The 19,158-nt window shown below is 55.0% G+C and carries 16 protein-coding genes and 3 tRNA genes; 11 read left to right on the top strand and 8 right to left on the bottom strand.

What is annotated here, in order from left to right:
• Positions 1–205: 205 nt before the first annotated feature.
• Complete coding sequence (shiA, locus tag AAEY27_RS08730; RefSeq protein ID WP_342324684.1) at positions 206–1,522, top strand: shikimate transporter; 1,317 nt, start codon at positions 206–208, stop codon at positions 1,520–1,522.
• 42 nt (positions 1,523–1,564) lie between these two features.
• Here the strand turns inward: shiA and cbl are convergent, their stop codons facing one another.
• Entirely contained in the window at positions 1,565–2,515 is a 951-nt protein-coding gene (cbl, locus tag AAEY27_RS08725; protein ID WP_342324682.1) for an HTH-type transcriptional regulator Cbl, read from the bottom strand.
• A gap of 101 nt (positions 2,516–2,616) precedes the next feature.
• Complete coding sequence (gene nac / locus AAEY27_RS08720) at positions 2,617–3,534, bottom strand: nitrogen assimilation transcriptional regulator NAC (RefSeq protein ID WP_342324680.1); 918 nt, start codon at positions 3,532–3,534, stop codon at positions 2,617–2,619.
• Between the two features lie 331 nt (positions 3,535–3,865).
• Here nac and AAEY27_RS08715 point away from each other — a divergent pair.
• The 8 genes from AAEY27_RS08715 to AAEY27_RS08680 all read left to right on the top strand — a co-directional run bounded on the left by AAEY27_RS08715 (position 3,866) and on the right by AAEY27_RS08680 (position 10,871).
• Positions 3,866–3,941: transfer RNA gene (locus tag AAEY27_RS08715), tRNA-Asn, on the top strand.
• Positions 3,942–4,105: 164 nt separating this feature from the next.
• Positions 4,106–4,294: a YjfB family protein gene (locus AAEY27_RS08710; RefSeq protein WP_342324679.1), complete on the top strand. Its 189-nt coding sequence runs from the start codon at positions 4,106–4,108 to the stop codon at positions 4,292–4,294.
• Positions 4,295–4,396: 102 nt separating this feature from the next.
• Positions 4,397–5,041, top strand: coding sequence for a TetR/AcrR family transcriptional regulator (locus AAEY27_RS08705; protein ID WP_342324678.1), 645 nt, complete (start codon positions 4,397–4,399; stop codon positions 5,039–5,041).
• Positions 5,042–5,099: 58 nt separating this feature from the next.
• Positions 5,100–6,077, top strand: coding sequence for an MDR family oxidoreductase (locus AAEY27_RS08700; RefSeq protein ID WP_342324676.1), 978 nt, complete (start codon positions 5,100–5,102; stop codon positions 6,075–6,077).
• Positions 6,078–6,215: 138 nt separating this feature from the next.
• Positions 6,216–7,670, top strand: coding sequence for an AMP nucleosidase (locus AAEY27_RS08695; RefSeq protein ID WP_342324674.1), 1,455 nt, complete (start codon positions 6,216–6,218; stop codon positions 7,668–7,670).
• A 141-nt stretch (positions 7,671–7,811) separates the two neighbouring features.
• Positions 7,812–10,076 (top strand): type VI secretion system Vgr family protein, encoded by a 2,265-nt coding sequence (locus AAEY27_RS08690; RefSeq protein ID WP_342324672.1) that lies wholly within the window; start codon positions 7,812–7,814, stop codon positions 10,074–10,076.
• A gap of 10 nt (positions 10,077–10,086) precedes the next feature.
• Positions 10,087–10,449: a DUF3592 domain-containing protein gene (locus AAEY27_RS08685; RefSeq protein ID WP_342324670.1), complete on the top strand. Its 363-nt coding sequence runs from the start codon at positions 10,087–10,089 to the stop codon at positions 10,447–10,449.
• Positions 10,450–10,460: 11 nt separating this feature from the next.
• Positions 10,461–10,871 carry a hypothetical protein gene (locus AAEY27_RS08680; protein WP_342324668.1) on the top strand — a complete coding sequence of 137 codons (411 nt, stop codon included), beginning with the start codon at positions 10,461–10,463 and terminating at the stop codon, positions 10,869–10,871.
• Positions 10,872–10,930: 59 nt separating this feature from the next.
• On the opposite strand, the gene AAEY27_RS08675 is transcribed toward AAEY27_RS08680, so the two are convergent.
• Positions 10,931–11,006 (bottom strand) — tRNA-Asn (locus AAEY27_RS08675).
• A gap of 80 nt (positions 11,007–11,086) precedes the next feature.
• On the bottom strand, positions 11,087–12,550 hold the full coding sequence (locus AAEY27_RS08670) for an EmmdR/YeeO family multidrug/toxin efflux MATE transporter (protein ID WP_425294674.1): 1,464 nt from the start codon (positions 12,548–12,550) through the stop codon (positions 11,087–11,089).
• 188 nt (positions 12,551–12,738) lie between these two features.
• Between AAEY27_RS08670 and AAEY27_RS08665 the strand changes: the two genes are divergently transcribed.
• Positions 12,739–12,814: transfer RNA gene (locus AAEY27_RS08665), tRNA-Asn, on the top strand.
• Positions 12,815–12,869: 55 nt separating this feature from the next.
• Here AAEY27_RS08665 and AAEY27_RS08660 read toward each other — a convergent pair.
• From AAEY27_RS08660 to fusA, 3 genes are all read right to left on the bottom strand, one after another.
• Positions 12,870–13,892 carry an LLM class flavin-dependent oxidoreductase gene (locus AAEY27_RS08660; RefSeq protein ID WP_342324666.1) on the bottom strand — a complete coding sequence of 341 codons (1,023 nt, stop codon included), beginning with the start codon at positions 13,890–13,892 and terminating at the stop codon, positions 12,870–12,872.
• Positions 13,893–14,138: 246 nt separating this feature from the next.
• Positions 14,139–15,080, bottom strand: coding sequence for a L,D-transpeptidase (gene ldtA / locus AAEY27_RS08655; RefSeq protein ID WP_342324664.1), 942 nt, complete (start codon positions 15,078–15,080; stop codon positions 14,139–14,141).
• A gap of 219 nt (positions 15,081–15,299) precedes the next feature.
• Entirely contained in the window at positions 15,300–17,402 is a 2,103-nt protein-coding gene (fusA, locus tag AAEY27_RS08650; RefSeq protein WP_342324662.1) for an elongation factor G, read from the bottom strand.
• A 238-nt stretch (positions 17,403–17,640) separates the two neighbouring features.
• Between fusA and AAEY27_RS08645 the strand changes: the two genes are divergently transcribed.
• Positions 17,641–17,952, top strand: coding sequence for an ArsR/SmtB family transcription factor (locus AAEY27_RS08645; protein WP_342324660.1), 312 nt, complete (start codon positions 17,641–17,643; stop codon positions 17,950–17,952).
• A gap of 138 nt (positions 17,953–18,090) precedes the next feature.
• On the opposite strand, the gene cobT is transcribed toward AAEY27_RS08645, so the two are convergent.
• Positions 18,091–19,149 (bottom strand): nicotinate-nucleotide--dimethylbenzimidazole phosphoribosyltransferase, encoded by a 1,059-nt coding sequence (gene cobT, locus AAEY27_RS08640; RefSeq protein WP_342324658.1) that lies wholly within the window; start codon positions 19,147–19,149, stop codon positions 18,091–18,093.
• Between the last annotated feature and the right edge of the window lie 9 nt (positions 19,150–19,158).

The following is a 19,158-nucleotide window of genomic DNA, read 5'->3' as shown; positions in this document are numbered from 1 at the left end:
GCTGTTTTGTTTATGTACCTCTGGATGTTCTGCCTGATATAGCCCCTTCTGATACCACCGCATTGCACTTTTTTTTACTTTTCTCCCGCCTGTTGTCGCTGTAGTCTCAATAGCGGCTTTTATTTTGCTGCGTACGATGTGAGTAACTTTTTCCCTATTTTAATAACTAAAAATTTTGGAAATCTGAGGACCGAACAGGACAACTATGGACTCCACGCTCATTACAACCCGCCCCGATGAGGAGACGCCTTCCTTCAACCGCGCTCGCCGTGCTGCCTGGGGCAGCTTCGCCGGTGCGGTGGTCGACTGGTTTGATTTTTTACTTTATGGCATCACCGCGGCGCTGGTGTTCAACAGTGAGTTTTTCCCGCAAATCGACCCGGCAATGGGCACGCTTGCCGCCTTTGCCACCTTTGGCGTCGGCTTCTTATTCCGCCCACTCGGCGGCATTGTCTTCGGCCATTTTGGCGATCGCCTCGGTCGCAAACGCATGCTGATGATGACCGTCTGGATGATGGGCATCGCCACCGCCTGTATCGGCATTCTCCCCTCTTTTGCCACCATTGGGTGGTGGGCGCCTGCGCTGTTGGTTCTGCTGCGCGCGATTCAGGGGTTTGCCGTGGGCGGTGAATGGGGCGGCGCGGCGCTGTTGGCCGTTGAAAGTGCCCCCTCGGGCAAAAAAGCCTTTTACAGTAGCGGGATTCAGGTGGGATATGGCGTCGGCTTACTGCTCTCTACCGGGTTGGTGTCGCTGATTAGCAGCCTGACCACCAACGAGCAGTTCCTGAGCTGGGGCTGGCGTCTGCCGTTCCTGTTCAGCATTGTGCTGGTGCTGGGTGCGCTGTGGGTGCGTAACGGCATGGAAGAGTCGGCGGAATTCGAACGTGTGCAGGCCGAGCAGCCGCAAGACGTAAAAAAACGCCTGCCGGTGTTTGAAGCGCTGGTTCGCCATCCGGGCGCGTTTTTGAAAATCATCGCCCTGCGCCTGTGCGAACTGCTGACCATGTATATCGTCACCGCGTTTGCGCTTAATTACTCAACGCAAAACCTGGGGTTACCGCGCTCATTATTTCTGAATATCGGGCTGCTGGTCGGTGGGATCAGTTGTTTGACCATCCCTCTGTTCGCCTGGATGGCCGATCGCTACGGGCGTCGGCGCATCTATATTACCGGTGCGCTATTGGGCGCATTGAGCGCGTTTCCCTTTTTTATGGCACTGGAGGCCCGCTCGATTGTCGCGGTGGTGATCTTCTCGCTGATGCTGGCGAATATCGCCCACGATATGGTGGTCTGCGTACAACAGCCGATGTTTACGGAAATGTTCGGCGCCAGTTATCGCTACAGCGGCGCGGGAGTCGGTTACCAGGTCGCCAGCGTGGTGGGCGGTGGTTTTACGCCGTTTATCGCCGCTGCGCTGTTGACCTTCTCCGGTGGCGAGTGGCACTCGGTGGCGATTTATCTGCTGGCAGGTTGCTTGCTCTCGGCGATTACGGCGATATTTATCAAACCCCAGCCACAATAAGCGCCAACAAAAAAGCCTGCTCACAAGCAGGCTTTTTTACACTCAGATTTGATAATCGATAACCGCTTCGTCCGGTTCCATCACCTGACGTTTGATATCCTCGACCGACAAACCCGCGTTACACAACTCAATAAAACGCCAGACATAGTTACGTTGTAACTGACCGCGTTTTAGCCCCAGCCAAACGGTGTTGGCATCGAAAAGATGCTGCGTATTCAGGCGTACCAACTTCCCTTCTTCGTTTTCCCCGCTGGATTGTTCCGCCACCAGCCCGACGCCCAGCCCCAGCTCGACATAGGTTTTGATGACATCAGAATCCTGTGCGCTTAACACCACATCAGGAATCAACCCCTTACGGCCAAACGCTTCATCGATGCGCGAACGCCCGGTGATGCCCTGGCGATAGGTGATCAACGGCCAGCGACTGATATCCTCCAGCGTCAGCGGTGAGCACTGCGTCAGCGGATGATCCTGCGGCACCAGCAAACTGTGATGCCAACGGAACCACGGGAACGCTGCCAGCGAACTGTCATTACTTAACCGCTCACTGGCGATACCGATATCCGCCCCACCGTTATGCAACAGGGATTCAATCTCCTGCGGCGTACCCTGGACTAACTCAAGACGGACTTCCGGGAACAATGCGCGAAAGGCTTTGATCACCGACGGCAAGCTGTAACGTGCTTGAGTATGCGTCGTCGCGATTGTCAGCACGCCGGAGGTGCCATTGGTAAAAAGATCGGCGAGCCTGCGGACATTGCTCGCCTCATTGAGGATGCGCTCGGCAATCACCAGCAGCGCTTTGCCGGGTTCGGTCATCCCGAGCAGGCGTTTGCCGCGACGGATGAAAATCTCAATCCCCAGCTCTTCTTCAAGCTCGCGGATATGCCGACTCACGCCGGACTGAGACGTGTAAAGCATGTTGGCGACTTCGGTCAGGTTGTAATCCCGCCGCGCCGCCTCGCGGATAATTTTAAGTTGCTGGAAATTCACCCTTCACTCCTGGCACATCAGACATGACGTTATTGTTAAAGTCTGAGGCCAGGCAGAACAAATAATAAAAACCAGCATCTTATTCCATTAAGGAATAATGATTAGCTCACCAGCTGTAATTCATGGTTTTCCATCGTCGGTCGGCTCACTAAAGACATAAGAATATCTTTTACCGCCTGGGCTTGCGGCGAGAGACTTCCGCGAGCGGAAACGTTCAGCGACAGCGGCAAGTTCATCGACGGCGTAGTGATACGCGCCATCCAGCCGTTGGTCGCGCTACACAGCGAACGCGCCGCGGATTCCGGCAATACTGTGACGCCCATTCCACTGGCGATCGCTGCCGTTAGCGTCGCGATGGACTCAATTTCACCGATGATTTTTGCCGTCAGGCGACGCAGCGAGAACGCTTCATCAACACGCAGACGCACAGCGCTGTAATCGCGCGGCAGGAACAGATTCATCTCTGCGACCGCCGTCAGATCCACGCTCTGCCCTGGGCAATCACGGGTTCCCACCAAATAAAGATCTTCTTTCAGCAGCGGCAGGCTGTTGATACCGGCGCCCGGCGCGCGCTCATACAGCACCGCCATATCCAGCTGCCCGTTTAACAGTTTGTCGTTCAAAACGGTGCCGCTGTTTTCATGCAGATAAACCGTCACTTCAGGCAACTCATTACGCACGGCTTGCAGCAGTGGCATGGTTACTGAAGAGGCCGCTGTACCTGGCGCAAGGCCAATAGAAACCTGGCCGCGCAGGCATTGACCCACATTGTTCACCGCCAATTGTGCTTGTTCGCACTGGCGCAAAATAGTGCGTGCGTGGGTATAAAGGATCTTGCCCGCTTCCGTGGGCGTTACACCGCGTTTAGTGCGGATCAGTAATTGCTGATCCAGCTCGCCTTCCAGAGTGGCAACCTGCTGACTCAGCGCGGGCTGCGCAATATGTAATACTTCGGCTGCCTGAGTCAGGCTTCCAATATCGACGATTTTTACGAAGTATTTCAGTCGTCTTAAGTTCATTTTGCCTCCTGTCTAATTACCAGTGCGAACGCCGGATGTTATGTAGTCGGAGGAGTTGCAATATGCTTGCCAGTTTTCATTAGGAGAACTTATTGATGCTTAACAGGCTGGATAATAAGAGATTCTAATCACCACATGAATGATTATTACTGAAACAGCGGTTTGGTTATTGCCCCATAAGGGGTACATTGCACCAAACCAGTGCAATGGAGCGCGTAACTGGCTGCCGGGCAAGCAAATTGCCGAAATTGTCAGCAAACGATCGCAGCAAGGCGATCCAGCCTTTGACAAGCCGGATGGTCATCGATAATATGCGCCCCGTTCACACGATTCCTCTGTAGTTCAGTCGGTAGAACGGCGGACTGTTAATCCGTATGTCACTGGTTCGAGTCCAGTCAGAGGAGCCAAATTTAGAAAAGCCTGCTTTCGAGCGGGCTTTTTGCTTTTCTAACGTTTCGACCTCGCTAAACCCGCTTCGCCTAAAGTTTCACCTGGTGTTGCCGATAATAGAGTTCAGCTTTATATAAAGCTGTAATGAGCATGTTTGTTTCACAACAAAAGGATGATCGAGATGGACCCTATACAGATCGCATCATTAGCCAGCAGCCTGGATTCTTATCAGCTTGATAACCAGGTGAATACCCTGGTGCTGAAGAAGGCGCTGGATACGCAGCAATCTATTGCGACGGATCTTATCCAGCAGATCCCGCAGTTGCCCTCTAACCCGGCTATCGGTCGTACCATCAACACCACCGCATAACCTGGTTTGCCCGCGCTACGCGGGCTTTTTTGTCTCTCCCCGCTTGCTTACCCTGCCAAACCGGCGTAGCCTTTGCCGAATTAAAACCAATCGGTCTAAATTATGAATGGCGAAAATGCAGTGCAGCAAAAGCTCCGTCGTGGGCGACCGCCAAAAGTAGAACGCGACTTTACCGATACCCGCCAGGCGCTGATCCGCTCGGGCCTCGAAGTGATTACCGAAACCGGTTATCTGTCGGCAGGGATTGACGCGGTAATTAAAAATATCGCCGTGCCGAAAGGTTCGTTCTACCACTGCTTTAAAAGCAAAGAAGCGTTCGGCATGGCGGTGCTCACTGCCTACGGCGCGTTCTTCGCCCATAAACTGGACACGTTTTTACTCAATTCTGAACTCGCCCCGCTGCAACGGCTGGATGCTTTTGTGCACCATGCCGGACAGGGGATGGCGAAATACGATTTCCGGCGCGGTTGCCTGGTTGGCAACCTGCTCCAGGAAACGCCGCTTTTACCGGAAGCCTTCCCCGATAAGCTCAAAGCCATCCTTGATGAATGGGAAACCCGCGTTGCGTGTTGCCTTGATGAGGCAAAAGCCAACGGCGATGTGCCGCAAAACGCGCAAAGCCGTGCGCTGGCGAGCGTTTTCTGGTCTGGCTGGGAAGGCGCGGTCATGCGCGCCAAGCTGTTCCGCTCTGTGGAACCGCTGAACCAATATTGGGCATTCTTCCGACACAGCATTACACATAAATAACACCTGCAAGGCCGGCATAGCGCCGAAACTCACCTCATCCGACGAGGAAAACGCAGTTATGAAAGCATTAGTTCTGGAACAGCTTGACAACAAAACCCTGGCAGAAGTGAAAGAGGTGGCCCTGCCCGCGCTCGCCGAAGGGGATGTTCGGGTCGATATCGACTGGTCCAGCCTGAACTACAAAGACGCACTCGCCATTACCGGCAAAGGCAAGATTGTTCGCCAATTCCCGATGGTGCCCGGTATCGACTTTTCCGGTCGCGTCAGTGAAAGTCGCGACCCGCGCTTTCGCGCAGGCCAGGCGGTGATCCTTACCGGTTGGGGTGTGGGTGAAAATCACTGGGGCGGCCTGGCGGCTCAGGCTTGCGTCAAAGGCGACTGGCTGGTGCCATTGCCGGAAAGTTTAACTGCGCGTAACGCGATGATCATCGGCACCGCCGGTTTTACCGCCATGCTGTGCGTAATGGCGTTGCAAGACGCGGGGATTAAACCGCAAGACGGCACCGTGCTGGTCACCGGCGCAAGCGGCGGCGTAGGCAGCACGGCGATTGTGCTGTTGAAAGCGTTGGGCTACACCGTTGCGGCGGTGACCGGGCGCGAATCCACCCATGATTTCCTGCGCCAACTCGGTGCGGATCACATTGTGCCGCGCAGCGATTTCGCAGAAACACGTCCGTTGGAAAAACAACTCTGGGCGGGCGCGATTGATACCGTCGGCAGCAACGTGCTGGCGAAAGTACTGGCGCAGACCAACTACGGCGGCTGCGTTGCGGCCTGCGGACTGGCAGGTGGTTTTGATCTGCCGACCACGGTGATGCCGTTTATCCTGCGCAACGTGCGTTTGCAGGGTGTCGATTCGGTGATGATGCCGACCGCGCATCGCGGCGCGGTGTGGGAAAACCTGGCGCGTATCCTGCCGGAAAGCTACTACCAGCAGGCCGCCACGGAAATCGCGCTGGAACAGGCTCCGGCCACGGCAGCAGATTTCCTCAACAACAAAATCCAGGGCCGCACGCTGGTGAAAATCCACGGCTAACCTGTTTCCCGGCGCGCGCACTGTCGCGCCGGTTCTCCCCCTTCCCCCGTTTTCTCTGAATCCACTGCACGCAACTTTCGTTTCACAAACCTGTGACATACTATCGAGTACAGTCGTAGAGCAGAAAAGGAGATAACAATGGATAACAAGGGTGCAACGCTTACCCCAGAGCAGGCGCTGGATCAGTTAGAGGCGCTGTATGAGCGCTCCGTCGATGCCCTTCGCCAGGCGATTGGTCACTACATCGAAAAGGGTCAGCTTCCGGATGCCGAAGCCCGCGCGAAGGGCTTGTTCGTCTATCCGCAGTTATCGGTAAGCTGGAACGGCAGCGCGAGCAAGCCTTCAAAAACCCGCGCCTACGCCCGTTTTACCCATTCTGGCCGTTACACCACCACCGTCACCCGTCCCTCGCTGTTTCGCCCCTATCTACTCGAACAATTAACGCTGCTGTGCCAGGACTATGGTGCGCAAATCGAAGTGGGGTTATCGGCGCACGAAATCCCTTACCCGTACGTGATTGATGGTTCGGAACTGACGCTGGATCGTTCGATGAGCGCCGGGCTAACGCGTTTTTTCCCGACTACCGAGCTGGCGCAAATTGGTGATGAGACCGCCGACGGCCTGTTCCATCCCACCGAGCTTTATCCGCTGTCGCACTTTGATGCCCGCCGCGTAGACTTCTCGCTGGCGCGCCTGCGCCACTACACCGGCACGCCGGTCGAGCATTTCCAGCCGTTTGTGCTGTTCACCAACTACACCCGTTATGTTGATGAGTTCGTGCGCTGGGGTTGCAGCCAGATTCTCGATCCCGATAGCCCGTACATTGCGCTCTCTTGCGCCGGCGGCCACTGGATCACCGCTGATACCGAAGCCCCGGAGCAGGCGATTTCCGATCTGGCATGGAAAAAACACCAAATGCCGGCCTGGCACTTAGTCACCGCCGACGGCCAGGGCATCACGCTGATCAACATTGGCGTTGGCCCGTCGAATGCGAAAACCATCTGCGATCACCTGGCGGTGCTGCGCCCGGATGTCTGGCTGATGATCGGCCACTGCGGCGGCCTGCGTGAAAGCCAGGAGATTGGCGATTACGTACTGGCACATGCCTATTTGCGTGATGATCACGTGCTGGATGCGGTTCTGCCGCCGGACATTCCGATTCCGAGCATCGCCGAAGTGCAGCGTGCGCTGTATGACGCAACCAAAGCGGTAAGCGAAATGCCCGGCGAGGAGGTGAAACAGCGGCTGCGTACCGGTACGGTGGTGACCACCGACGATCGCAACTGGGAGCTGCGTTATTCCGCCTCTTCCCTGCGCTTCAACCTGAGCCGCGCGGTGGCGATCGATATGGAAAGCGCCACCATTGCCGCGCAAGGTTATCGCTTTCGCGTTCCTTACGGCACATTGCTTTGCGTATCCGATAAACCGCTGCACGGCGAAATCAAACTGCCGGGTCAGGCCAACCGTTTTTATGAAGGGGCGATTTCCGAGCATCTGCAAATTGGGATTCGAGCCATTGACCTTCTGCGCGCCGAAGGCGATCGCCTGCACTCACGCAAGCTGCGCACCTTCAACGAACCGCCATTCCGTTAACCTTAACAACGTGCCGCCGGGTGACCTGGCGGCACCCCCTACCAGAATCTGTAGTCAGAACTTTCTTAAAAACCCATCAGTCGGGCGAATGCTTCGTGGGCGAGATGATAGAGTAACGCCAAAAAACAGGGATCTTGAACGATGCAGACACGAATATCGGTAAATCTTCCTGAAGGTGAAGGACTGCGATTCTGGAAACTGACGGGCCGCGAAGCGGTGTCAGAGCCTTTTACCTGGACATTAACGTTGCTGGGCGAAGATGCGCGTATCAATCGCAGCAATCTGCTCGGCAAATCCGTCACCATTGCCCTTCCGACGCAAAATTCCCTTTCGACACGCTACTTAAACGGCAAAGTCACCCGCGCGGCTGTTAGCCCCGTGGAACTTTCTGGTTCGCGCTATGCGGCGTACACCCTGACTGTCGAACCGGATCTGTGGCCGATGAAACTCGACCGCAATATGCGCATTTTCCAGGGCAAAACCGTGCCGGAAATCGTCAAAGAGGTGCTGAATGAGCACCAGGTGCACGTTGACGATAAGCTAACGGAAAACTTTCGTGTCTGGGATTACAGCGTTCAGTACCAGGAAAGCAGCCTGGACTTTATCAGCCGATTGATGGAGCAGGAAGGCATCGCGTATCACTTCCGCCACAATGCAGACAGCCACACGCTGGTGCTGACGGATTCCGGTTCGCAATATCAGCCGTTTGAAGGCTATGAAGTGATCCCCTATCACCAGACCACCACCGGTGGGACGACAAATGAAGAAGGGATCAGCCAGTGGTCAATGGAGAACCGCGTCACACCGGGCTTGTACAGCCTGGATGATTACGATTTCCGCAAACCCAACGCGTGGCTGTTCCAGGCGAGACAGAATGCGGCTTCACCGCAACCCGGCACCGTGGATGTTTACGACTGGCCAGGCCGCTATGTTGAGCATAACCAGGGCGAAAACTATGCCCGCATCCACCAGGAGCGTTGGCAGGTTGAGCATCAACAGACCTACGGCACGGCAACCGCGACGGGCATTGCGCCAGGCCACACGTTCCAGTTGATCAATGCGCCGTTTGCTGATGACAACGGCACTTACCTGGTGACCGATGCCAATTACTTTTTCGAAGAGAATCAATACTCCTCCTCCGATAGCGGCAGTACCGAACACCACACCGATTTTACCGTGGTCTCTGCGTCGACAGCCTATCGCCCGGCGCGAAAAACCGCCTGGCCGCGCACTTATGGGCCGCAAACCGCCCGCGTAGTTGGCCCAGCCGGAGAGAGCATCTGGACCGATCGTTACGGTCGCGTGAAGGTGAAGTTCCACTGGGATCGCCAGGCAAAAGGCGACGATACCAGCTCCTGCTGGATCCGTGTTTCCAGTGCCTGGGCAGGCCAGGGATTTGGCGGCGTGCAGATTCCGCGCGTGGGCGATGAAGTGGTTGTCGACTTTATCAACGGCGACCCCGATCGCCCGATTATCACCGGCCGTGTGTATAACGAATCGAGTATGCCGCCGTGGGACCTGCCCGCAGCCGCAACGGTGATGGGCTTTATGACGCGCAGTAAAGATGGTCATAAAGATAATTCCAGCTACCTGTTCTTTGAAGATAATCCCGGCAGCGAACTGATCGATCTGCACTCCGAAAAGGATATGAATATTTCGGTGGAGAACGATAAGAACGTCAATATCGACGGTACGCGCACCACCAAAATTAAGCGCGAGCAGAAAGATGAAGTTGTCGGCGATGCGACGTTCTACTATCACGAAAAACGCACCACCACCGTCGATAATGCGGAAACCAAAACCTTTAATAACGGTGAACACACCACCATTAAAAAAGGCCGCGTGCTGGATATCGATAACGGCGACACGGTGAAAGTGAACGAAGGCCGCAGCACCACCATCACCGGGGATGAAACTCATCACGTCACGAAGAAGATCACCGAAGATTACGATCTCGGTCAGAAAACCACCATTGGCGGTGAAGGCAGGAATGAAACCATTAAAGGTGGCGTGGTCATTAACGTTAATAGCGGGAACTGGGAACAGAATGTTAATGCGGGGACGATAACCATCTACAGCCCGCAGGAAATTACACTTAAAAGCACCACCAAGATCAATCTCGACGCACCGAATATCAAAAGCAAAGCCAAATCGCATAACGAAAGCTATACCGGCAACTCTTTTAGTATGACGGGCGCTTCCGAGAGCTTTACCGGTCTTTCGGTGAGTACAAATGCCGCTTCACTCAGCACCGCAGGCTTCGCAGTTTCTATCGGCGCATTTGCCGTGAAGAACAAAGGGTTCGAACTGAAACGTCATAATGGTAAGGTCAAATTCGTTAGTGGTGTAGATACCACTTTGACGACTTTCCGTGCGTTTATTAGTACTTTAACAACCTTTATTTAAGTGTATGAAAATGGCGACAATTGGATTATGGATAGCAATTATCTTCGGCGTAGTAGCAGTAATAATCCTCTTCATCGGTATTCGTAATTCCGTGAATGATGGACGCGAGAATGAAGAGATCAAGAGCAGTGGAAAAGAAACAACCGCACTCATCACCCATGCGGAGCAGGATAAGAACCAGAATGTCGAGGGTTTGTTGCATTTGAAACTCTCTCTCGAATTCGTTGCGAGCGATAAAAAGATCGATACGCAAAGGGAAATCTTCGTGCGAATCTTCCATGCCGATGAGTTCAAGCCTGGAAAAACAGTCTCGATTCGATATATGGAAAATAATCCTACAAAACTTATCGTGATGGGTAATGCGCATAACTAGGGATCATTGAAATGCCATTAAGAAACTGGCTGATGAACATGTCAGCCTTCGAGGTGACATTCCTGCTTATCGGGATTGCGATGCCCATCGCCTTTATCATCGCGATCTATTTTACGTTCAGAAGCCATTCGACCAGCCCCCGCGCTGCCAAAATTTTCCTCAAACGTAACAGCTGGCCTGGCGAACTGCACAATACCCGCATCGATTCGTGGCAGCAGAGCACCATGATGTACGGCAATAATTTTTTCATTGATATCTTTTTCTATCTCGACAATACGTTGCTTTCGGCGAAAGCCTTGGTTACGCCAGCACAGTTGCATCTGCTGAGAAAAGATCTGCCGATCGTCGTGAAAAAAGGGAAGAAGAACAATATTGCGGTCATACAGCTTGGCGCATGGGAAGCAGAAAACGCGATTCAGTAAGCTTGCTGCAAGGACGTAGAAAAGCAAAAAGCCCGCTCGAAAGCAGGCTTTTCTAAATTTGGCTCCTCTGACTGGACTCGAACCAGTGACATACGGATTAACAGTCCGCCGTTCTACCGACTGAACTACAGAGGAATCGTGTGAACGGGGCGAATATTAGCGGTGCCCCTGGTGCTTGTCAAAGCCTGATTTCACATTTCAGCGCGTTTGCCGAATTATTCTCCATGTTGCGCAGAAAGGGAGCTTTCCACCGGAGTTTTCTGCGGCTTCGGGTACTTCCACAGCCAGCGGCCACTGACCATACGCCAATAAAAGAACACCCCGCGCACGGCCCAGTCGAGAAACATCCCAAGCCAGACACCCACAACGCCCATTCCCAGCACAATCCCCAGCGTGTAGCCCGCCACCACGCGGCAACCCCACATTCCGAGCATCGACACCCACATGGCGAAACGGGCATCGCGCGCGCCTTTCAGCCCTGCGGGTAGCACCCATGACGCCGCCCAAATAGGGATAAATGCGGCATTAAGCCATAAAAGCACCTTAACGACCTCTTTTACATCCTCTTCCTGGGTATAAAACGACGCAAACAGGCCGGCAAACGGCGCAGTGCCCCAGGCAATAACGGTCAACAAAATCGTGGAAAGCCAGAACACATGCCGCAACTGGCGTTCGGCCTGCGCAATCTGCCCCTTACCAAGGCGCTTACCGGTAATAATGGTGGACGCCGATCCCAGCGCATTACCCGGCAGGTTAATCAGTGCCGCCACCGAGAATGCGATAAAGTTACCGGCGATAACGTTCGTCCCCATGCCCGCCACAAACATTTGCGTCAGCAACTTGCCGCCGTTAAACAGCACCGATTCAATACTGGCCGGAATACCGATGCCCATCACTTCCCAGATAATGCCAAAGTTGAGCTTCTCGGCGTAACTTTTCAGCGGAATACGCAGCGCCGGGTTAAAGCCAATCATCAATACCCAGATAATCGCCACCGCGCCAATGTAGCGCGAAATCGTCAGCCCCAGCCCTGCCCCGGCAAAGCCCATCCCCTTCCAGCCGAAAAGACCATAAATCAGCACGCTACTGATCAGGATATTGAGAATGTTCATGCCGCCATTAATCAGCAGGGGAATTTTGGTATTCCCGGCTCCGCGCAGCGCACCGCTGCCGATCAGCGCAATCGCCGCCGCCGGGTAGCTAAGAACGGTCAGTTCGAGGTAGGTGAGCGCCAGATCTTTCACCTCCTGCGTGGCCGCACCGGCGATGAAATTGATGATTTCTGTGCCGAAATAGTGGATAACCGCCGCCAGAACAATGGCGAACAGCGTCATGATCATCAGCGATTGTCGCGTTGCCGCTCTCGCCCGATCGCCGTCCAGCTTACCGAGGCTGAAGGCCACAACGACCGTTGTCCCCAGATCAATGGCGGCAAAAAACGCCATCACCACCATATTGAAGCTGTCGGCCAGGCCCACACCTGCCATCGCTTCTTTGCCGAGCCAGCTCACCAAAAACGTGCTGAGCACGCCCATCATCAGGACGCAGGTATTTTCCAGAAAGATAGGTACAGCAAGCGGGGTGATTTCTCGCCAGAGCAGCACACGGTAACTTTTGCGTTTTCGATACCAGGGTGTGCGCATGACAACCTGGCGAAGGGGGGTGACGACGTTCAAGATGGTCCTTAGCCGTAAAAGATGAAATCACATTTCAAATGATGGGGGAGAAACCCTGATCCTGCAAAGCATTTCCAAAGAAATCGTTGCTATTGAAGACAAATTGCCGACGGAAGCACCAGCCGGCACGACTTACCCGAAATGAGGTTTGACAAAAGATTTTTCGCCGCTAAGATAAGCCTCCACACGATTCCTCTGTAGTTCAGTCGGTAGAACGGCGGACTGTTAATCCGTATGTCACTGGTTCGAGTCCAGTCAGAGGAGCCAAATTTAACGCCTTGCACTTCGAAAGAAATGCGAGGCGTTTTTCATTCTAGCGCAATTAGCGCCAGCCCATTTCTGGCGCGACATGTTTCAGAATAGCTTCAATAACATGCACGTTGTAATCCACGCCAAGCTGGTTCGGCACGGTCAGCAATAACGTATCCGCTTCGGCAATCGCTTCATCCTGCTTCAACTGCTGAATCAACTTATCCGGCTCTGCGGCGTAGCTACGCCCGAAGATGGCGCGGGTTTTCTCATCCAGAAAACCAACTTTATCTTCCTCATCGCGGCTGCCACCGAAATAGGCGCGGTCGCGCTGATCCATCAAGGCAAAAATGCTGCGGCTGACCGAAACGCGCGGTGTCCGCGTGTGCCCTGCTTCCGCCCAGGCCGCACGATATGCACGAATCTGTTGCGCCTGCTGAATATGAAACGGCTCGCCCGTTTCATCATCTTTGAGCGTAGAGCTTTGCAAATTCATCCCCAATTTCGCCGCCCAGACCGCAGTCGCATTCGAACCCGCGCCCCACCAAATACGCTCGCGTAAACCTTCAGAATGCGGCTCCACACGCAACATGCCTGGCGGATTCGGGAACATCGGTTGCGGGTTCGGTTTTGCAAACCCTTCGCCGCGCAGCACATCCAGCAGCACTTCGGTGTGACGACGTGCCATATCGGACTCGTTTTCACCCTCGGCAGGCTGATAACCAAAATAGCGCCAGCCATCAATCACCTGCTCCGGGGAACCACGGCTGATGCCGAGTTGCAAACGCCCGCCGGAAATCAAATCCGCCGCGCTGGCGCTTTCCGCCATATACAGCGGGTTTTCATAGCGCATGTCGATAACACCAGTACCAATCTCGATGTTGCGGGTTTTCGCGCCGATCGCGGCCAACAATGGAAAGGGTGAAGCAAGTTGGCGGGCAAAATGATGCACCCTGAAATAAGCGCCGTCAGCACCCAGTTCTTCCGCAGCCACGGCCAGATCGATGGATTGCAGCAACGCGTCAGCGGCCGAACGGGTGGCGGATTGCGGTGAAGGCGTCCAGTGTCCGAATGACAAAAAACCGATCTTTTTCATGACGTAACCGTCCTTATTTCAGGGAAATCAGCAGGCGCGCTATTGCGCCTGAAACAGAGCCCCCACTTTACGCAATACTTCAGCAGAAGAAATAACAATGATTTAACCGAATGATTCAAATTTATTGACGTTTATTCCCGCGCGCTATTTCCCGTCGTATCCGCCGCCGAGTTGCTCAATCAGCATGACGTTTTGATCCCACCGATCGGCCTGCAACTGTGCTTTATTTTCAGGCGTGGCCGATTTTTATAATGGCTGATTCATTCCCATCGCCGAGTTAATTTTTACCGGCATCCCGGAGCGACGTTCGAGTTCCATTGTCGCCCGGTTGACATCAATCCCCTCGCCTTTCATTAACGCGCTCAATACCGGCGTTGCGGGCAGCGGGACTTTAGTGGTGGACTCGAATTCACTGCGGTTGCGCGACAGCGGTTCGTGAACCTCCACCCAACTGCTGCCATCCGGTTCGGTGGTGACTTTGACGGGCTGATCGATAATCTGCACACGCGTCCCCAGCGGAACATTGTCGAACAAATATTTAATATCGTGGCTGCGTAAACGGATGCAGCCCTGGCTGACACGCAAGCCGATACCGAAATCCGCATTGGTCCCGTGAATGGCATACAGCTTGCCAATATAAATCGCGTACAGCCCCATCGGGTTATCTGGCCCGGCGGGCACAAACGCGGGCAACGTTTTGCCCTCTTTGGCATAGGCTTTGCGCGTGTTCGCCGTTGGCGTCCAGGTTGGCCCTTGCTGTTTGCGCTCAACGGCGGTCACCCAATTACGCGGTGTTTCGCGCCCCGCCTGGCCGATGCCGATCGGCAGGATCTCTACTGTATTGCTGTCCTTGGGATAGTAATAAAGCCGCATTTCCGCCACGTTAATCACCATGCCTTCGCGCACAGTCGCCGGCAGAATAACTTGTTGCGGAATGACTAACCGCGAGCCCGCTTTCGGCAAAAAGGGATCGGCGTCCGGGTTCGCTTCCAGCATATTGCTCAACCCTTGCCCGTATTTCGCGGCAAACGCTTCCAGCGGGAAGATATTATCGTGTGGAACGGTAATGGTTTGCGGGCTACCCACCAGGCGGCTGCCTTCTGGCGGCAACGGATAACTCACCGCCAGCGCACTTTCGGCTGAGAGTAAAAGAACAGCAGAGCAAAGCCATTTAACTCGACGCTTCATATCCTTCCCTCAGGCGTAGCGGATGTCAGCTAATCATAGACTGCTTCTGTCATACAGGCTAAATCCATGCCGGGAGCGGGGTTCCCGGCTTTCGCTAGAGACGATGTAAGGCAAACACTTTTTTGCGAGCTGGCTCGAAACGGGTGCAACTCAGCCCGCCTCACAACAAAACGGCATAAAAAAACCCCGCCGCAGCGGGGTTGGGAATTCAACAGAGAGTTACGCTTTTGTACGGTTGGCGATGATTTCGTCCGCCACATTACGCGGCGCTTCCGCGTAATGGTGGAACTCCATGCTGTAGGTTGCGCGGCCTTGCGACATGGATCGCAGCGTGGTGGAGTAGCCAAACATCTCGGCGAGCGGCACATCGGCGCGGATAATCTGGCTGCCGAAGCGCTCTTCCATGCCCTGCACCATGCCACGGCGGGAAGAGAGATCGCCCATAATATTCCCGGCGTACTCTTCCGGCGTTTCCACTTCAACATGCATCACCGGTTCGAGGATTGCCGGATCCGCCTTACGCGCGCCTTCTTTAAAGCCCAAAATCGCCGCCATGCGGAAGGCCAGTTCCGATGAGTCAACATCGTGATACGAACCGAATGTCAGGGTCGCTTTCACATCGACAACCGGGTAGCCCGCCAACACGCCAGTGTTCATGGCTTCGCGCAGCCCTTTTTCCACCGACGGAATGTACTCGCGCGGCACCACGCCGCCTTTGGTGGCGTCTTCAAACACAAAGCCGCTACCCGGCGCCAGCGGTTCGAGGGTCAACACAACATGGCCGTACTGCCCTTTACCGCCGGACTGGCGCACAAATTTCCCTTCAATGTCCTGCACGGTTTTGCGCAGCGTTTCGCGGTAGGTCACCTGCGGGCGACCAATATTCGCTTCAACGCCAAACTCGCGTTTCATGCGGTCAACAATAATTTCCAGATGCAACTCGCCCATCCCGGAAATGATGGTCTGGCCGGACTCCTCGTCTGTGTGCAGGCGGAACGACGGATCTTCCGATGCCAGTCGTTGCAGCGCGATACCCATTTTTTCCTGATCCGCTTTGGTTTTCGGCTCGATCGCGAGCGAAATTACCGGTTCCGGGAACTCCATGCGTTCCAGGGTGATCACCGCATTCGGGTCGCTTAAGGTGTCGCCCGTGGTGACATCTTTCAGCCCAACACAAGCGGCAATGTCACCCGCCCGCAATTCATCCACATCGTGGCGGTCATTAGCATGCATCAGCACGATACGCCCGATGCGCTCTTTCTTCTCTTTCACCGGGTTGTAAACGGCATCGCCTTTTTTCAGCACACCAGAGTAAACGCGGATAAAGGTCAACTGGCCGACATACGGGTCGGTCATCAGTTTGAACGCCAGCGCCGAAAACGGTTCATCGTCGGAAGGATGGCGTTCCGCCGGTTGGCCTTTTTCATCCACGCCCTGAATGGCGGGAATATCAAGCGGCGATGGCATCAGTTCAACAACCGCATCGAGCATGCGCTGTACGCCTTTGTTTTTAAAGGCGCTGCCGCACAACATCGGCTGGATTTCCCCAGCGATGGTGCGTTTACGCAGCCCGGCGATAATTTCCGCCTCGTCCAGTTCACCGGTTTCCAGGTATTTATCCATCAGTTCTTCGCTGGCTTCGGCTGCGGCAGAGACCATTTTTTCCCGCCACTCTTGTGCCGTTGCCAGCAACGCGTCCGGGACCGGCGCATAGCTGAACGACATCCCTTGCGTGGCATCATCCCAGATGATTTCGCGCATTTTGATCAAATCCACCACGCCGGTGAAATGCTCTTCGGCGCCAATCGGGATAACAATCGGCACCGGGTTAGCTTTCAGGCGGTCGATCATCATCTGTACCACGCGGAAAAAATCCGCGCCGGGGCGATCCATCTTGTTGACGAACGCGAGACGCGGCACGTGGTATTTATTGGCTTGACGCCAGACGGTTTCCGATTGCGGCTGCACGCCGCCCACAGAGTCGTAGACCATCACCGCGCCGTCCAGCACGCGCATGGATCGTTCCACTTCGATAGTGAAATCCACGTGCCCTGGGGTGTCGATGATATTGATGCGATGCGGTTCAAACCCCCGATCCATCCCGGGCCAGAAGCAGCTTACGGCGGCGGAAGTGATGGTGATTCCGCGCTCTTGCTCCTGCGCCATCCAGTCGGTTGTTGCCGCGCCATCGTGTACTTCACCCAGTTTGTGGCTCATCCCGGTGTAAAACAGGATGCGCTCGGTGGTGGTTGTTTTACCGGCATCGATATGCGCGGAGATACCGATGTTGCGATAACGTTCGAGGGGGATGGGTCGGGGCATGATGCGTCCTTAGTCAGTTGACTGTAAGTTCGCGGCCAGAATTAGCCGCAGTTCGTTTAACGGCGTTTATCATAGTACAACTGTACGAGTATATTCGAACTGTTTTTGCTATTCTTTCGATTGGTTGAGTCGCGATTGACGTCGTGGCTTTAGAAATGCAGTTTGCGTATAGTACCGGCCAGCCGCCGATACGGGCTCCTGCAACACTGAGCAGAGCAATCGCCGACACAGGAAGATTATGATCGCTAACCACCCCGAACGTGAGCAATTTCGTCTTGAAAATGTGCTCTTTGCCCTTGGTAATCCGCTGCGTCTTGCCATCATCAAGCGCCTTGCCGATGGCAGTGAACTGAGCTGCAACACGCTACGCCCGCAGGAAGTGGCGAAATCAACCATGACGCATCACTGGCGTGTCTTGCGCGATAGCGGCGTGGTGTGGCAGCGTCCGCAGGGGCGAGAAAATATGATTTCGCTGCGCCGGGAAGATTTGGATATCTGCTTCCCGGGCTTGCTGGATACGTTGTTGCAGGTGATGCAGCAGGAGAAGTAAGTTTTTTTTCGCCGGATGCGGCTGTGTACTGCACCCCCAAAGTAGGCCGGATAAGCGCAGCCGCCATCCGGCGAAATTACGGGTGAGATAGTCAACTATCAACCCTGAACACTCGCATCCGGCAACAAAACCAACCCGCTATTTCGTCTCCGGCAACACAATATTGCTGCCCGCAAGCGTTCCCATGTTGTTATAAATCGCGCACGCCGCGTCTACCAGGTGCATCGCCAGCGCTGCGCCGCTGCCCTCGCCCAAACGCATCCCCATATTGAGATACGGCGCAAGGCCTAAATGGTCGAGCGCAATGCGCGCCCCTTTTTCGGCGGAGAGATGCGACGGAATCAAATAAGGTTTGACCTGCGGCGCAATACGGCACGCCGCCAACGCCGAGGCGTAGGAAAGAAAACCATCCAGCACCACCGGCAAACCGCAAGACGCGGCACCGAGGATCACCCCGGTCATGCCGAGCAGGTCGTAACCGCCCACTTTCGCCAGCACATCCAGCCCGTCGGCCGCATCAGGTTGATTGACGGCAATCGCTTTACGCACCACCTGCGCTTTATGGCCGAGCAAGTTTTCCGGCAAATTCGCGCCAATCCCCACGACCAATTCAGGCGCTTCGCCGGTGAGCACACTAACAATCGCCGCCGCCGGTGTGGTGTTCGCCATGCCCAGTTCCCCGACGCCAAACAGTTTCACGCCTTTGGATGCCAGCTCACGGGTAAAATGCACTGTTTCCAGCAGCAACTCTTGCGCCTGTTCCGCGCTCATCGCTGGGCCAGCGGCGATATTGCCACTGCCGCGCGCGACTTTCATATTGATAAGCCCCGCAATCGGATCGGCGTCAATGCCGACATCCAGCACATGCACTTTCGCGCCCGCCTGCGCCGCCAGTACGCAAACGCCAGTAGTCGCGCGTGTCATATTCGCCGCCTGGATAGCGGTCACCACGCGCGGCGACACCGCAACCCCTTCGTGCCAGACACCGTGATCGGCGCACAGCACCACAATCGCTTTTTCACCCACTTCCGGTGCGCCTTTCAGCCCGGGCATGCCCGCCAGTTGAACGGCCAGGGATTCCAGCCGTCCCAAGCTGCCAACCGGTTTTAATAAACCGTCCAGGTGAAGCTGCGCGTTGGCCATCGCCACGTCATCGGGCGCGGGAATACTGGCCAGTAATGTCGTCAATGTCTGCATGCGGTTTCT

The sequence above is a fragment of the Kosakonia sp. BYX6 genome (assembly GCF_038449125.1).
Classification (GTDB): Bacteria; Pseudomonadota; Gammaproteobacteria; order Enterobacterales; family Enterobacteriaceae; genus Kosakonia; species Kosakonia calanthes.
Note: the sequence above shows the minus strand (reverse complement) of the source record. Positions and strands in the feature narration are given on the sequence as shown.

Excerpts from the sequence above, each read along its gene's own strand:
- shiA (WP_342324684.1), top strand. The coding sequence starts at position 206 with ATGGACTCCACGCTCATTACAACCCGCCCCGATGAGGAGACGCCTTCC.
- nac (WP_342324680.1), bottom strand. The coding sequence starts at position 3,534 with ATGAACTTAAGACGACTGAAATACTTCGTAAAAATCGTCGATATTGGA.
- AAEY27_RS08710 (WP_342324679.1), top strand. The coding sequence starts at position 4,106 with ATGGACCCTATACAGATCGCATCATTAGCCAGCAGCCTGGATTCTTAT.
- AAEY27_RS08705 (WP_342324678.1), top strand. The coding sequence starts at position 4,397 with ATGAATGGCGAAAATGCAGTGCAGCAAAAGCTCCGTCGTGGGCGACCG.
- AAEY27_RS08700 (WP_342324676.1), top strand. The coding sequence starts at position 5,100 with ATGAAAGCATTAGTTCTGGAACAGCTTGACAACAAAACCCTGGCAGAA.
- AAEY27_RS08695 (WP_342324674.1), top strand. The coding sequence starts at position 6,216 with ATGGATAACAAGGGTGCAACGCTTACCCCAGAGCAGGCGCTGGATCAG.
- AAEY27_RS08690 (WP_342324672.1), top strand. The coding sequence starts at position 7,812 with ATGCAGACACGAATATCGGTAAATCTTCCTGAAGGTGAAGGACTGCGA.
- AAEY27_RS08685 (WP_342324670.1), top strand. The coding sequence starts at position 10,087 with ATGGCGACAATTGGATTATGGATAGCAATTATCTTCGGCGTAGTAGCA.
- AAEY27_RS08680 (WP_342324668.1), top strand. The coding sequence starts at position 10,461 with ATGCCATTAAGAAACTGGCTGATGAACATGTCAGCCTTCGAGGTGACA.
- AAEY27_RS08660 (WP_342324666.1), bottom strand. The coding sequence starts at position 13,892 with ATGAAAAAGATCGGTTTTTTGTCATTCGGACACTGGACGCCTTCACCG.
- ldtA (WP_342324664.1), bottom strand. The coding sequence starts at position 15,080 with ATGAAGCGTCGAGTTAAATGGCTTTGCTCTGCTGTTCTTTTACTCTCA.
- fusA (WP_342324662.1), bottom strand. The coding sequence starts at position 17,402 with ATGCCCCGACCCATCCCCCTCGAACGTTATCGCAACATCGGTATCTCC.
- AAEY27_RS08645 (WP_342324660.1), top strand. The coding sequence starts at position 17,641 with ATGATCGCTAACCACCCCGAACGTGAGCAATTTCGTCTTGAAAATGTG.
- cobT (WP_342324658.1), bottom strand. The coding sequence starts at position 19,149 with ATGCAGACATTGACGACATTACTGGCCAGTATTCCCGCGCCCGATGAC.